Origin of the sequence: Roseivirga sp. BDSF3-8, assembly GCF_041449215.1 — a bacterium.
Taxonomy (GTDB): Bacteria; Bacteroidota; Bacteroidia; order Cytophagales; family Cyclobacteriaceae; genus JBGNFV01.
Genome location: NZ_JBGNFV010000003.1, coordinates 20,377 through 36,248, shown reverse-complemented (window position 1 = coordinate 36,248; position 15,872 = coordinate 20,377). Strand labels below are relative to the sequence as shown.

Genomic DNA, 15,872 nt, shown 5'->3' with positions numbered 1-15,872 from the left:
TCAGTTTTGAAGATAATTTATATACAGGTTTTCAGGTATTTAATGGATAAGCTTTTCAAGCGGGTAATTCATAACCACTATTATTCCTCGCTCCGGTTATCCATCGTCATATATGCCAGAAGGACCCGCTCACACATCCTACGTGTAAAAGAAAAAGGCAGTCAATGATGACTGCCTTTTTGCTTGTATTCAAATTATGGTATTACACTAGTAAACGGCCTCTTCCTGTCCTTTGACGGTGGCTTTGACTGAGGCATTCTGCTTTTGCTGCTCTACGAGACGGGCGATAAACCAAATGAACGGTTCTACCTGGCCGTGGAGGATGCAGTTGCCTGCACTGATGCTACGCAGGAGGGCCTGGATGTCGGCATTGCGGAGGGCAGTGACCGCATGGCTATCCTTCAGAAGGAGTGAGCAGGTATGAACGCCGCTGGCCTTGCCTGTGCCGAGGGTGACCTCTCCCCCACTGATGCGGATGGTATGGGGCTCCTCCTGGCCGGGAAGGCTTACGGAGATGGCCAGGTCAGGCACGGGGCGGGTGCTGTCGGAGACCACACTGGTGAGGTAACCGGAGAAGGCGGTGGCCCACTCCTGCAGGTGGCTGGCACTGGGCTGTTCAGCCTTTGCTTCAGCCTTGATGGAGGCAAGCTGCTCATCTACCACGCGCTCTGATTCGATAAGGGCCTGAATGGTCTTATCCACGTCTTCGCGGGTGTGGGCGGCAGAGCATATGAGCCTGAGGCGTCCCCTACCCGGCTCTACTATAGGATAAGTAACGGCAGAGGTCTGCACGCCACGCTTGTACATTTCCTGCACAATGGCGTAGAGCTTGTCTTTGTCGCTAAAGTGCGGGGTGACAATGGGTCCGTCACCGGTACCCAGGTCGTAACCCGCTTCGGTAAAGCGCTGGCGCATGTAGCGGGTGGTATCCCACAGGCGCTGGCGCAGGCCATCGTCTGATCGGATACGGCGCAGGGAGGTTAGGGCAGCGGCCATGTCGGCTGGGCTGACGGAGGCCTGGAATATGTAGGCTCTGGAAGAGGACTTCATAAGGTCCACATGCTCCTGGGAAGCGGAAACGACGCCACCGAGGCTTCCGAGGGCTTTGCTAAGGGTGGTCATGATGAAGTCTACATCTTCGGTGATACCCTGCTCATGACAGATGCCGCCGCCGCGCTTACCGTAAAAGCCGAACGAGTGGGCCTCATCGACAAGAACGAGGGCATCGTATTTTTTGGCGGTTTGTACGATTTCTTTGACAGGTGCAGCTCCTTCGCCCATGCTGTAGACACCCTCGAGGATAACCATAACGGTGCGGTAGGGTGATACTTCTGACTTCAGTACGGCCTCGAGGTCGGTGGCGTCATTGTGCTTAAAGGTTCTGATGCTGGCTCCGCAAAGGCGGGCACCGTCTACGATGGAGGCATGGCAGAGCTGGTCGATGATGACGCAGTCGTTATTACCGAGTATACCGGCTACAGCACCGACGTTGGCGGTGTAGCCTGTGGGAAAGAGGCAGGCGGCGGGCTTGCCGGTAAGCTCTGCAAACTCTTTTTCAAACTGCAGGTGGTGGTCTGTCATACCTGAGGCGGCGGCCGAAGTACCCATGCCGGTGCCGAACTGCTCTACGGCTTTGGCGGCTTCTTCCATTACCTCTTTATCGCGGTTAAGGCCGAGGTAGAGGTTGGTGGTCCAGATGATCGCTTCCTGCTCTTCGTCATTGTAGGCATCGCTCACCATGCCCCGGGTGGCGCTACCGGTACGCAGTACCTTGCTGTAGGGATTACGGCGCTGGTCATTTACCATATGGAGCACTTCCTGCACGAGCTTGCTCTTATCGGTGGCTGACCAGGCGGTAACTTTAGCGGCCTGGAAGGTAGGGTGACTGGAGCGAATCTGCGTTTGGAAGGTGGCGAGGGAATCGGTATTCATGCCTGCTGCCTTACTTACGGCCTCTCCACCTGCACTATTGGTGATGTAATCCACGAGGGTGGCGGGTGTAGGGTTCTCGAGTATGGCTTTGGCGGGCAGGGTTTTGCCGATAGCTTTCGACAGGCGGCCGCTGAGCTCTATGGTAGTGAGGGAATCGAGCCCAAAGCTATCGAAGGAGCTGTTAGGGTCGAGTTGCCCGGGATCACTGTAGTTTAACAGGGAGGCTACCTCACGCTGTATGATAGAAAGCAGGGCACCGGGCTGCTGGTTACCATCCAGATTGGGCGCTGAGGTGCTTGCCTCAGTTACCTGACGGGTTTCGCCAAGGGTCTGCAGCTTGTTGCGGTCGAGCTTACCATTGGGTAGCAGGGGCATCTCATCCAGATGAATGACAAGCTGGGGCACCATGTATTTTGGGAGTCGCTTAGCCAAATACTCTTTGATACCGGCGTCTGTGACTTCCTGGTCCTGGGTGACGATGAATGCAGCAAGCATTTTCTGGCCTACCCCCCCATCGAGCGCAGCAGCGGCAGCGAGCTGGATACCGGGCATGGACTCGAGTACGGACTCGACCTCACCTAACTCTACGCGGAAGCCTCTGATCTTTACCTGCTGATCTATACGGCCGATAAACTCTATCTCACCATTCTCAATGCGGCGGCAATGGTCACCGGTTTTGTAGAGGCGGGTTTCGGGTATAGCGTCTGTGGGTTCATGCTGAATGAAGCGCTCATTAGTGCGTTCTTCGTCGTACAGGTAGCCGCGGGCGAGCTGATTACCGGCGAGGTAGAGCTCCCCGGTCTCACCATGGGGTACGGGGTTCATGTCTTCATTAAGGATGTAGGCGCTGGAGCCGGCCACAGAGGTACCTATCGTAATGGTACGCACGTCACGCGGGATCTCTGCCACGGTGGAGTAGACGGTGTCTTCGGTGGGTCCGTAGGCGTTGAAGATGCGGAGTTCATCATCCAGGCTGAAGAGCTTTGCTACGAGGGGGAGCTTAAGGGCTTCTATGCCAAAGATGATGGATTTGATACCTTTTGGACTCCAGCCGGACGCAAGCAGGGCCTGCATGGCGGAAGGTACTGCCACGCAGCTTGTGAGCCGGTTGGCGGCGTCAAGCTCGGGCAGGTCGAGTATGTTCTGTGCGAGCACGACGGTGCCTCCGAGGGCAAGTGTGCCGAATATCTCTGTGACGGAGGGGTCAAAACAGATGGATGTGGAGGCGAGCATGCCTTTGAGATCAGCATCGGTGAGCAGGTTACGGGTGGCCCGGATCATGGCCACTACATTCCCATGTTCTATAGCGACGCCTTTGGGCTTGCCGGTGGAGCCTGATGTGTAGATGACGTAGGCGAGGTCACCGGGAGAAGGTGGGGTGAGGTTATGAGGGGTCTCGTCTGCGATCTTATTTAAATGGATAAGTTCCTGTACGCCCTGGCATAGGCCGGCGGTGGTGTCATTGTCCACAATAGCGGCTACGGCGCGGGAGTGCTCGAGCATGTAGCGTACGCGCTCGCGGGGGTAAGCGGGATCAAGTGGCACGTAGGCGCAACCTGCCTGCAGTACGCCATAGAGGGTGGCAACGAGCTCCCAGGTGCGGTCCATGCATACGCCCACGAGGGAACCGGGGGCTACACCACGCCTCTGAAGCTCAGCGGCTACGGCATTGGCTCTGTTCATCAGGCGTTGGTAATCGACCTCGGTGTTGCCGTCTATAATGGCGATATGCTCAGGATGCTGTTGAGCCTGCCTGTGGACGAGGCTACAGATGGTCTCGATAGAGCCGGAATCCGGCTGTGGGGTTTGCCCGGTTTTTTGCCGGTCACTCTGCGAAACAGGGTGGTTTACGTTATTCATAAGTTTTTCCTTTTTCTTTCGGATCACTCCCGCTTTTAGTTAGAATCAGGGTTTTCCAATATAAATTTATGGATTACGATCAACTCGAGCAACCTGAAACCGATTGCACCAATAAAATCGGGGGCATCTTGCCTGTTTAAAGCTGTTTTAGCAAAGAATACCTAGGTATAGAATAAATTCCAGTGAGTGTGAGTTCCCACATGATAATATATGTACCTACACCTTAATAGCATATGCCAATATTTATATCAATAGTATTTAATATACATATGCAAAGATATATCAGAGGAATCGGACAGGGTTATAACAAATCCGGTAAATGAGGGTAAGTTTCCGACACGGGGGTTGGTAAAGCCCTGGTTGGGTGAAAGATATCCGACATGGGGGTGGAAAGGGTATTGGTGAAGGTTGATTGGAGGTGAGGGTTTTGGGGAGTGATTAATTAGGTTACTGGGTTGTCCACGCCTCCGGCCGGTCAAAGGGTCATCATTGCACCCATAAAGAGGTGGTAGCATTATTATTATCACGGAAGGTAAAAAGATTTATTGGGAAATAAATTCTTACCGAAGGGATAACAGATTGCTATGAATGGAGAGGTTTTTATAGGTTTCGGAAGTATTTATTTGATAAACTATTTGAAATTACCAGTACCAACGGCCTATTGTCATCATACTAGCAAAGTCCCTATGAAGAAACCAGTACTATCATTCATCCTCGTTATTCTTTTCAATTTTACGCTTAAAGCCCAACAGCCTATTGACCTTGCTGAATCGACAGTGAAAGTCGGGGGGTTAACGAATGAAGAGGTTTACTTTGGCTTTGCCGCCGGTGATCAAATCATCTTTAACTTTTCAGAAGAAAGAGGAAAAGAAGTCAAAGAAGTAGAGATAATGGAATTGCCCGCTACCTCGAAGTTCATGGATTACAAGACAGTTAAAATTGAGAATAAAACCCTAACTGTTCCCAGAACCGGGATATATAAGTTTCGCTTTAAAAACTCTGCAATTGGAGGAAGAGTTTGCAGCTACAAAATCCAGCGAATACCAGCTAATGACAGTACGGCAAATTTTAATTCAAATGTATATTGGAAAACGCTGTATGATACGACATATATAACACTTCCTGAAGCGTATAGAGAAGAAGAATATGCTGCCAGAAATATTGTTCCCGTATCTAAGTTTTATATCAATAGTGGTTCCAATGCTACTTTTCTGGACGGTAAATCAAGAATAGTTGTTCCGGTAACTCTGCCCCCAAATACTGTAGAGTGGTATTATGAGTTTACAGCTTCTAGAAATGAGGCAGACGTAAATCAAGTGACCTCTAACTTTAAATTGGCCAGTGACCTTAGTAAAATACTAGATAGTTCTGGGTTTTTAGGCCTAGGCATTAATTTGCTTACTCAACCTCCAGGTGGGGATGTGTGTGATATTTATTTACTAGATTCTGAAAACGCCGGGCTATTTAGATCAAAAGTAGCTTTTCGTTATTTGACAGTAGGGACAAGGGAAAATTTGGCATCAGGTATCGTTAAAGTATCAAGTCCCTTAAATCAACCATTGTATCTTGGTATTAAAAACCCTGATGATATGGTAGGTATTCACGTGGCCATAGAAGTTGTTGCTATCACACATGAGGTTAAGGAAGGCTACAGGAATGTAGAGAAAATGCTTATCACGGAAAATAAGGAGCCTTATTTGGAAGGTCAAGCCAGTGCTTTAGAGGTACAGGATTAAGTTATATATTCACTCGAAGGGAAACTTCTATTCAGTATTCTGAAATCTAATAGTTGCACCTATCCTCGTTGCATGACGTGGGCACTCTGCATAGAGACCCCATCGTCTGGCAGTAGGGTATAGTCGGCGCACAGGAGTTTCGTTGCCTGCAGTCTGCTAATTGCATTGGGTTTCTTTAAGCCAACGTTGTATAAGTAGCTGACGGTTTTTGATCAGGATTTTAAGGATATTTAGATGGACAGGATTTTTTTGTGCAATGCACCTATCCCCTGGCGAGTGAGCGAGATACGTGGGCGCTCTGCATAGAGGTCCCAGTCGTGTGGCAGTAGGTTATAGTCGGTGCACCCCAGTTTCATTGCCGACAGTCTGCTATTTGCCTTGGGTCGCTTTAAGCCAGCATTGAGCTAGTAGCCAACAGATCCATATGCATGGCGCCCCGGATCGGTGTCCGGACTAGGCGTCCCCGGAATGCCTCATTAAGCAAACTTTTTAAATTATAGTATGCACTAATCCCCGGGCGAGTGAGCGAGAAACGTGGGCGCCATGCAATGGGCGCTCTGCACAGAGGTCCCCTTCGATTGGCAGTAGGTTATAGTCGGTGCACGGGAGTTTCATTGCCAACAGTCTGCCTAGCCGAGTCTCATAGAGCATATCTGTAATGATTAAGAAGCTGGCTTTAGTGAGTGTACCTTGGGTTACTGCGTTAGGAGGCTGACTGCTTTTTGCGCTCTGGGGAGCGCGGCACAAGCGGGATGCTTGCGCCAATGGGGGCATAAGGATACAAACAGCGATGCTTCCACCAAAGGAGTGTCTGAAGGCAATACAGGTTTTATTTGATCATAATTACTTATAAAATCAATCCTCAATTATTTCTAAAAAAAGATTAAGTTGAATAATGAAAATCATGAATTCAATGAATAGAAATGAAATTCTCAGTAAGATAGACGAGTTGTCCAAGTGTAAAAATTTCCTAGAAATATTGGGTTTACTTGTTGCTAAAAACATAAATGGAAAAGTAAAAGACATTGGTTATGAAGATTATAAACGATTGCTTAGTTACAAAGAGATAAGTCATCTATCTGGGTTTTATTTGAAAAACAGAAATAATAAGTCAAATACTGAGCTTGACACAGAATCAACTGCAGATCAAATACATAAATTAATGGATTCTCTCCATTTTACTTTTTTTTCAAATGATGAAAAAAGCTTTGATCCATCTAAAATAGAAAGGGAAATGCTCTTGCACGAAACTATATTCTATTCTGGAGGAGATGCACATGATTTTCAGTTTGTAGAATTGGCTAGGTATAAGTATCAGAATGACAGAGGATGGATTAAAAAACATAAAGGCTTTGATATTTATAATGCTTACGATAATTACATGGTAATAAGATCACTTATGGATTTTATTATGAATATTAGGCATCAGCATGCAAATCCTTCAAATGTCTTGACGCTGAATAAAGACAACCCAATATTTAAAAGAAATCCTGATATCAAACAATTAATTGAAGCATTCGCAATTCAAGAAAACGAGGTGGTCAATGAATTTTTTTTTAACATAGGTGATTATAATGAATTTTTGGTAAGACCTATATTTATTATTGATAATTATTATGTAATCCTTATGCCTTACCAATTAGCTGAGGCAGTTTTTAACAATCCATTTTATTGGATGAATAAGGATAAAATATATTCTTCAAAAGCATTGAAAAATAGAGGGGGAATGGCCGAAAACATGGTTTTTCAAATGTTAACTGAAAAATATGGTGATCGGTATATCTTCAAAAATGTATTGCTGAAAAAAAACAGTACTACAACTATTTCTGACATTGATATACTTATGCTTTTCGAAGAAATAGCTGTTATCTTTCAAGTAAAGTCAAAAAGATTAACGGAGAATTCTAAAAAAGGGGACTTGAAGTCTATAAAAATTGATTTTGAAAAAGCCATTAAAGCTGCTCATAAGCAAGCCTTAACCTGTAAAGAGGCTATAAGAAAGAAGGAATATAATTCAAATTCCAGTAAGAATTTGCCAGATCTAAAAAACGTAAAGGAAGTTTATAGTATATGTTTACTATTAGATGAATATCCAGGCAAAACTTCTCATGTACGTATTATCATGGAAGGAGAACCTGATAAGCCTATTGTAATATCTGCTTTTGATTTAGATATTATTTTACGACACTTACCTACTAAGGTAGATTTTACTAAATACTTGATCTTTAGGTATAAAAATAGAGATAGATTAGTTGCTGCCAGTGAAAGAGCTTTCTTGGGTGGGTATCTATTTAATGGTGATGAGATAAATAACAATATTAATGATAGACCGATCATTCTTGATGAGGATCATTCACAGTATTTTGACAGACTTATGTTTGGGAAACATTTAGCGGAAAATAGATCTAAATTCTTAGAAGCCCTGAAGGATATAGAAAGAAATGATAGATGTTTTTGTGAGAGTGGATTGAAATACAAAAAATGCTGTATGCAAAATTTTGATGGACGTCTATCACCCTAGTCCGGGGCGCGCTGCATTGGGTTCCGCTGCTGTTTATACATTACTGCCTTAAAGCGACCCCGTGCGCTTGACTGACTGTCTGCAAGGAGCAGTAACGGGAATAGCAGAAGTCTGCCAGACGATGGGGACCCCGCTATTCAGCGGGGATAAGAGGTGACCGGACCAGGCGTTCCCGATCTACCCTATCGCGGGTTTAGAAGCATTGTATCAAACGATTTATTCCCCAATCACCTCCCCCAACAAAACCTCAAACTCTTCACTCTGATACATGGCCTGCCCATTATGGCCGATGCCGTTTATGATGACGCGGGTGTGCCCGTTGCCGGGGTACTTCTGTTGTAGGTACTCGTAGATGTTTTCGCCGCGGAGGTAGCGGGTGGAGCCGAGGAGGGTGGCGGAGCAGTCGGTGGTGTTGAGGGTGGGGTCGGACTGGTTGCCGTTGCCGAGGAGGTAGGTGACGGAGCGGTTGATGAACTGATCGTCGAGGGTGGCTTTGGGTATGGTGCTGACGTAGGGGGGTACGACGTTGTAGCCGAGGGGCCAGAAGTTGTAGCCGGTGCAGCCTGCGGGGGTGTAGAGCTGGTCGGTGGCTTCGTCTATGCGCTCGTCTGTGGGGTAGTAGAAGTACTGGCTGTTGGCAACGATGTAGTCTACGGATACGGTGGCGGGTAGCTGGTCTTCGCTTTGGTTGGCGGCTGCGTAAACGTGGGTGAAGAGTCCGCCGGAAGAGTGGCCGGTGATGATGAGGTGCTCGAGGTTGGTGGCCCTTTCGGTGAGTTGACTGATGAGGCTGTCGACTACAGCAAAGGAGCTGATCTTGAAGTCATTTCCTGAGGGGTCGCCATCGCGCCAGTTGTTGCTGTTCCAATAAAGCTCGCTGGCTGCGCTGGTCTCGGACTGATCTTTGAACTGCGGGGCGATGAGGAGGGTGTTGCTGCTGAGGTTGAGGCCGGCGAGGGTGCTGTTCATCCAGGTGAAGTACTCGTCGTTGTTGCGGGCGGCGCCATGCACGAGGATGATGGCGCTGGTAACCTGGTCGAAGTCGGCTTCGGCAGTAAGGTCGAAGGTGCTGAAGTAGTCGAGGGTGTAGGTGTTGCTGCCGTCGGTGAATTGCATCTGGCGGAGGCAGTCGTTGGAGGCTGAGGTGCAGGCAGAGAGGGTGGCTCCGGTGGTGGTAAGCTGGAGGGTGTAGGGCTGGCTGAGTGCCTGGCCGTTTTCGCCGATGGTGGCTGCGTTTACCGTTAGTGTGTAAGTGGTATTGGGCTGTAGCTCAGGGCTGATGACAGCCTGAGAGTTGGCGTTTGCGTAGGTGACGGTGTAGGTCGGCTGGGTGGCTCCGCCGGTGATCTGCAGGGCGTTTTCGAAGGCTTCGGGGCGTAGTACGGCATCGAAGGTGAGGGTGATTTGCGGGTTCACACTTACGGAGTTTGGGCCGTCGGTGACGGCGGTACCGTCGATGGTGGTGTTTATGAGGTTAGTGGGCAGGAGATTGTCATCATCGTTATCGCAACCTGATAGCAGGGTGATTGATGAGAGAATGATGTAGAAGTAGATTCTGAATATGTTCATGGTTGTCTTTTGTAGGTTTTGACCTGCTTAAGTATTAGTGTTTTGCTGGACTGCCCTACCCCGGGCTTTTTTTACTTTTTGCTTGATCAAAAAGTAACCAAAAATCAAGGCTGTGGACCTTGGCGCTAAAATGTCACTCATTCCACTTGAAAAGAAAAAACTCACTTTCTTCGTACCTCAGAAAGCTCACACAGTTTTCTTTTCTTAACGTTTCATTCCTGACATTTCTTGACGCTCCAATCTCCAAGGCCGAGTTTCTTTTTTTTATCGTGTATGTCTCTATCGCTTAGGGGTAGTGTGTTTATGCTGACATTCTGCCAGCACCTCCCCTGCTGCAAAACACGCATTCGCGTTTTTTCAGCGGTCCCCTTCCTGATAGGAGGGGAATTCGTACGTTACTCTGGGTTTGGTGCATTTACGCTGGTAGTTCATGGGTGATAACTTTGAATTTAAGTGCATAGCAAGCTATGTGCACTGATAATTCCCCTCCTTATAGGAGGGGACAGATCAGAAAACGCGAAGGCGTATTTCTGATCAGGGGCGGTGCTGGCAGGATGCCTTATGAAAGCGCATACTCTGCGACTACACCTTTACCCTCAAGCCACTAAAGGCACTACCTTAAATACCCTCCCTGGAGGGTCGGCAGATAATGTTCATTGAACCTGAAATGATAACTCCGGGGTGGGTTTGGTAGTAGCATGGACCCACCCCGGCATCATTTCTATCATTTCATAGCGGCCTTTCTGCGCCTACCCATCGTGTGCGATCCCAGTCCCAGGAGGGGATTTTCTCACTCACAAAACGGATAGGAGCATGAGGCGTCGGCGTTGGTGGTGGCGGTGTTGGTGCACTCGGCGCCGGGGAAGGTGAAGGCTTCGCCGGGGACGGAGCGGTAGCCGAAGGCATTGGTGTAGTCCCAGGGCTGGCCGGTGCCGTCTACGCCTACTACGCCGAGGGTGTCGGTGGCGACGTTGTTGGCGTAGAATACGAGGGCGTCGTCGCCGTTGCTGGTGATCTCGGTGCTTTCGTATATGGTGAAGCGGTCGGCGCAAGTGCCGAAGTAGGGGCCTACGTCGCCAACGTCGGAGTCGCGCACCATGAGGATGTCATCGCCTTCGGCGGCGGACTGCCCGGCGGGGAGGTCTACGACGCGGAAGGGGCTGGTGCCGTCGCCGTTGGCGTAGATCTCGACTTTGTAGGCGCCTAGGTCGGGTATGTCTCTGAAGGCCTTGAAGTGGTAGGCTCTGATGCCGAGACCGCCGTCGGTGTCAATTTCCATGGCGCCGCGGAAGAGCAGTGCGGGGGCGCAGAGGGGGTAGATGCAGTCGGCATCCTGCGTGCTGGTGCTGGAGGCGGCACAGTCTATGCCGCCGGTGATCCACTCATCGCCTGCTTTGTAGGCCCATGAGCCGCTGTACTCCCAGTCCATGCCGGTGCCGTCTACGTCGGGGTCGCCGTAGGTTTCTATGACGGCGGTGCCGCTGTAGAGTTCTATGGCATCGTCGCCGTTCTGGGCCATTTCATCCGTCTGCAGTACGTGCTCGAATTCGCTGCTGCAACTGCCGAAGTAGGTGAGCAGAGCGGCATCTTCGCGGGCGAGCAGGATGTCTTCACCGGCGGCGACGGCCATGGCGGGGAAGGTGTACTCGATGCTGTCGGTGCCGCCGCCGTTATTGGCTACGCCTATGCTGTAGACGCTAAGGTCGGGGATGTCGGCAGTGGCGCGCAGGTGAATGGCTTTGCCGCTGTTGCTGCCGGGTTCGGTGGCCCAGCGCAGGGCGAATATACCCTTCAGTTCCAGGTCGGTGAGCACGTCATTATCCACTATGGAGATGGTGAGCAGGTCGGGTGTGTCGTCGGTGCCGTTTGCCAGGTTGGCAATGCTCACCTCTATGGTTTCGGCGCCTTCGGTGTCGGTATCGTCGGTGATGTCGAGGGTGACGGAGGCGGAAAGCTCGCCGCCTGGCACGGTGATCACGGCATCGCTCACGGTAAAGTCTTCGTCTAACACGGCGCTACCGGCAAAGGCGAGGGTGACCACGACATCGGCGGTGGTGACTTCGCTCAGGGTGGCGGTGATGAGGGTGGAGCTGCCTTCTTCAGGTGATGCGTTTTGGGCGGACAGGCTCACTTCGGGCACCACGAGGGCGCGGGTGGTGAAGTTGAGCGTAAAATCTTCGTCAAGCGTAGCGCCGTCTGCGCCGTAAGTGCCTGCGGGAAGGCTCACGGTATACTGAGACTCATAATTCAGGGTCTCGAAGGTGAGGGTGGCTACGGAGCTGTTTTCATTATAGGCAATGTCATAGGCAGGATTGCCGGACACGCTGAGGTTGCTGGCAATGGCCTGCTGGCTTACGGGGTGGCTGAAGACCACTTCGAGTACGAGGCCGGAAGCAGAAATGCCGCTTTCGCCGTTCTCGAGGCGGTTATCGCCTTCGGATACTTTGAGCACGCGGAAGTCGTCTGTGCCGAAGGTGCGGTCGTCAAACTCATCATCATCGGTACAGGCGGCTATGACCATGAGGAGGCCCAGCAGCATGAGGGGGGCTATGGTCTTCAGGAGGTATGTGGGATTATAGGGGTTCATGAGTTTGCTGTTTTGAAGATGTCCGGAAATACACTAGGGTCTATCTGCCACAGTAGGGGCAGGAGTAAATAGGTGGCCAGGGTAATGAGTATGATGGACAGTATGTTCATGGAAATACCGGTCCTGACCATATCGGGAATTCTGAGGTAGCCGGAGCCAAACACCACGGCGTTTGGCGGGGTGGCTACGGGGAGCATAAAGGCGCATGAAGCTGCCACGGTAACACCAACCATGATGACGAGCGGGTGGACGTTAAATGACAGGCACAGAGGCGCCAGTATGGGTAATATCATGGCGGTGGTGGCGAGGTTTGAGGTGATTTCGGTAAGGAAATTGACCAGGGCCACCAGTACGAGAATGAGCAGGATGATGGAGAGGCCATCGAGCCGGCTCATTTGCGTAGCGATCCACTCCGCGAGGCCGGTGGCGGTGAAGCCCTTGGCGAGGGCCATGCCGCCGCCGAATAGCAGGATGATGCCCCAGGGCATTTTTACGGCCTCTTTCCAGGTGATGAGCTTGCGCTTTTTGCCTTTGGCGGGTACTACGAAGAGCAGTATGCCGGCACTCATGGCGATGATGGTATCGTCCAGGGAAGGGATGAACGTGGACAGCAGCGAGCGCGAAATCCAGGCCAGGGCGGTGAGGGTGAAGATGACCAGCACGGCCTTTTCTTCATAGGTGATCTTGCCCAGGCTCCTCAGCATGTTTTTGATCTCGGACTTGCCGCCGGGCAGGCTCTTATTTTTCAACTTAAAAGAAAAACGCGTGAGGTACACCCAGCAGATGGCGAGGAGCACCAGTGATACGGGCAGGCCGAACTTCATCCAGGTGACGAAGGTGAGCTCGTAGCCGTAGATCTCTTCCAGAATGCCGGCGAGCACGAGGTTGGGCGGGGTGCCGATGAGGGTGGCGACGCCGCCGATGCTGGCGCTGTAGGCGATGGCGAGCATGAGGGCTTTGCCGACTACCTGCGAGAAGTCCTTGTCGTGGGTGGTTTCCTTGAACTGCGCCACGATGGCCATGCCGATGGGGAGCATCATGACGGAGGTGGCGGTGTTGGAGATCCACATGGACAGGAAGGCGGTGGCGACCATGAAACCGAGGATGATCATGGAGACGTTACTGCCGATGATGTTGATGATATTGAGGGCAATACGCTTGTGCAGGTCCCACCTTTCTATGGCAATGGCGATCATGAAGCCGCCGAGGTACAGGAAAATGTATTTGTGCCCGTAAGAGACGGTGGTCTCGTCCAGCGGCAGTGCTCCGGTGAGCGGAAACAGGATGATGGGCAGCAGGGCGGTAACGGCAATGGGCACGGCTTCGGTGACCCACCAGATGGCGATCCAGACGGTGGCGGAGAGGACGTGAAAGGCCTCTATGCTCATGCTTTCGGGCTTGCCCAGTATTTCCAGAAGGATAAAGGCAAGGGGGCCGAGGTAGATGGGGAGGTTTCGTTTGAGCCTACTCATTTTCCTCCTTTCTCATCGTATCCACCACCATTTGCAGGTATTCGGCGTCTTCCTCGCTCATGATGGAGAGGTAGAGCAGTTCGCCGTCGCGGTCGGTGGTAGAGACGCGTTTAGGCAGCCCATCGGCCCTTTTTCCGGTGAAATAGGTAAAGAAAGCGGAAGCGGTAAGGTAGGTGCCGATGGTGCTGGGGTGGCTCTGGTCGGGATCGTACAGGCGCAGGCCGGGGCGCTGCTGCAGGGCATAGTGCCACAGCTCGCCTATGTGCACTACTTCTATGTTGTACTTTTGGGCCAGGGCGTGGTAGCCTTCGTTTATGTCTTTTTGGGTCAATGGGTTATGCTCCCTGGCCCAGGTCTCGTACAGTACGGGGCGGGCACCGGTGCTTTTTACCAGGTTGATGAATTTCTCCCCGTATTCCATGAACTGGTCGAGGCTGTCCAGGGTGCTGCGGCTGTGGTTTTGCAGCACCACGATGTCCCAGTTGCCCTGCTCTATGAGCTGGCGCGACTTCAGGCCTTTTTCCCCTTCCCAATGCTGGCGCCAGTTGGTGCCGCCTGCAGTTGATTTGCGGGCTATGAGCGGAAAGTCTGCGGATACGGCCATGGCCTCCACGGTCTGGGGCAGGTTCCAGAAGTAGGTATAGCTGTTGCCTACAAAGAGTACTCTAAGAGTATCACTAACCTGACACTGAGCCAGGTTAGTGATTAACAAAAGCAGGCTTATGAGGAATATTCTGATCATTCGGATTACTGGTTTACCTCGGTTTCGTCAAACAAAGTGGGCAGTGGCGAGGGGATGTTGCTGTTGCGGTCTATCTCCGACTGGGGGTAGATAAAGCGCTGAGGCAGGCGGTCGCCCACGTTTGGCTCCACGGGCACGCGCACTGCCGTTTCGCTTTGCGTGCGGCGGGTATCGTTAAATACCTCTATGGTGCTGAAGAGGGTAACGTAGCGCTCCTGCAGGATCTCCCGGAGCAGGGCATTTTCGGCAGAGAGGCCGTCGGCGTTTTCGATGCCGCCGGTGTCAAAGTCGGCCGCCTCGTAGGCGTCGTATTGCAGATTGGCGGGGTTGAAGTTCTCCAGGTAGCCGCCATCTGCCATAAAGCTGCGGAACTCGTTCAGCTGCGTAAGGCCGGTGCTGAAGCCTTCTGCGCGCAGGCCTGCTTCGGCGAGAATGAGCAGGTTTTCCTGGTAGGTGACGATGGGTGCGGATGTGGTCTGTCCCGCAAAAGCGCCGGGGCTTTGGTTGGGCTGAAAACCGACGGCGTTTGACTCAAAGAGGTAGTTGTAGCGGGCGGTTTCGTCCGTTTTGGCATTGCCGCGGTAGTTGGTAATGTCCGGGCTGCTGCCGCTGCCGGGGTTCAGTATGCTGATGATGAAATCTGAGACGACGAGGTCAGGCCCGCGGGTACCGTTGGCGAAGAACTGCCAGTTGAGGTTGGAGGCTTCGAGGGCATCGAAGTGCGGGGCGTAGAGGGAGTTATCAAAGGTGCTGATGCCGTTTTGCGCAGCTTCATACGCGGCGGCATAGTTGCGGGTGTGCATGTAGTAGCGGGCTTTGAGGGTGTAGGCCACCTGCGTCCAGGCCTGCACGTCGCTATCGAAAAAGAAGTCCGCACCGCTGGCGGGTCTGCCGGTGCCTGTGGCCAGGTTGGCGATGGCATCGTCCAGCAGGTCCTGGAGCTTGCCGTACACCGCGGTCTGGTCTTCAAACCCGGGGTTGTCTATGCTGATATCGGCAAGTTCATCAAAAGGGATATCGCCGTAGAGGGCGGTGCCGGTGCCAAGGGTAAGGGCCTGCAGCACCTGGGTGATGCCGGTGGTAACGCCGGTTACGCCTGCCTCTTCCGCTTTCTCCTGCGTGAGCACGGCATTGCGGTAGGCATTGATAAATACATCGTCCCACAGGTCGTTAAAGTCCGTGGTGGTGACGGTGTAGGTGGTGTAGCCTTCGTGCTGGCGGTCTATACCGGTATGGGTACCGGCAAATATTCCGGCGCGCCTGGCCGACTCGCCGGTTTGCAATATGATCTGCCCCACTTCTGCGGTCACCAGTATGTTTTGGTACTCGGTATCGGTAGGGTTATTAGGGTTTACATTTATATTATCATCCAAGCCCACGAGGCTCTCGCAGCCCATGGATATAATGAAGATGAAAAGGGTTAATGCGTTTATATAATATTTCATAATAGTCA

The 15,872-nt window shown here is 51.5% G+C and carries 8 protein-coding genes; 2 read left to right on the top strand and 6 right to left on the bottom strand.

Annotated elements, in window-relative coordinates:
- Positions 1 to 207 precede the first annotated feature (207 nt).
- Entirely contained in the window at positions 208 to 3,792 is a 3,585-nt protein-coding gene (locus AB9P05_RS24620; RefSeq protein ID WP_371911564.1) for an amino acid adenylation domain-containing protein, read from the bottom strand.
- A 584-nt stretch (positions 3,793 to 4,376) separates the two neighbouring features.
- On the opposite strand from AB9P05_RS24620, the gene AB9P05_RS24615 reads away from it, so the two are divergent.
- Both AB9P05_RS24615 and AB9P05_RS24610 read left to right on the top strand, forming a co-directional pair.
- Entirely contained in the window at positions 4,377 to 5,528 is a 1,152-nt protein-coding gene (locus AB9P05_RS24615) for a hypothetical protein (protein WP_371911563.1), read from the top strand.
- 913 nt (positions 5,529 to 6,441) lie between these two features.
- Positions 6,442 to 8,049 (top strand): SEC-C metal-binding domain-containing protein, encoded by a 1,608-nt coding sequence (locus tag AB9P05_RS24610; protein ID WP_371911562.1) that lies wholly within the window; start codon positions 6,442 to 6,444, stop codon positions 8,047 to 8,049.
- Positions 8,050 to 8,265: 216 nt separating this feature from the next.
- Here AB9P05_RS24610 and AB9P05_RS24605 read toward each other — a convergent pair whose 3' ends face one another.
- The 5 genes from AB9P05_RS24605 to AB9P05_RS24585 all read right to left on the bottom strand — a co-directional run bounded on the left by AB9P05_RS24605 (position 8,266) and on the right by AB9P05_RS24585 (position 15,864).
- Positions 8,266 to 9,618, bottom strand: coding sequence for an Ig-like domain-containing protein (locus AB9P05_RS24605; protein WP_371911561.1), 1,353 nt, complete (start codon positions 9,616 to 9,618; stop codon positions 8,266 to 8,268).
- 790 nt (positions 9,619 to 10,408) lie between these two features.
- The gene (locus AB9P05_RS24600) at positions 10,409 to 12,205 is read right to left on the bottom strand and encodes an Ig-like domain-containing protein (protein WP_371911560.1); all 1,797 of its coding nucleotides are present in this window, start codon (positions 12,203 to 12,205) and stop codon (positions 10,409 to 10,411) included.
- The gene (locus AB9P05_RS24595) at positions 12,202 to 13,677 is read right to left on the bottom strand and encodes a DASS family sodium-coupled anion symporter (protein ID WP_371911559.1); all 1,476 of its coding nucleotides are present in this window, start codon (positions 13,675 to 13,677) and stop codon (positions 12,202 to 12,204) included. The genes AB9P05_RS24600 and AB9P05_RS24595 overlap by 4 nt, the downstream gene beginning before the upstream one ends.
- Positions 13,670 to 14,419, bottom strand: a complete 750-nt coding sequence (locus AB9P05_RS24590) for an SGNH/GDSL hydrolase family protein (RefSeq protein ID WP_371911558.1) — start codon at positions 14,417 to 14,419, stop codon at positions 13,670 to 13,672. The genes AB9P05_RS24595 and AB9P05_RS24590 overlap by 8 nt, the downstream gene beginning before the upstream one ends.
- A gap of 5 nt (positions 14,420 to 14,424) precedes the next feature.
- The gene (locus tag AB9P05_RS24585) at positions 14,425 to 15,864 is read right to left on the bottom strand and encodes a SusD/RagB family nutrient-binding outer membrane lipoprotein (RefSeq protein WP_371911557.1); all 1,440 of its coding nucleotides are present in this window, start codon (positions 15,862 to 15,864) and stop codon (positions 14,425 to 14,427) included.
- Between the last annotated feature and the right edge of the window lie 8 nt (positions 15,865 to 15,872).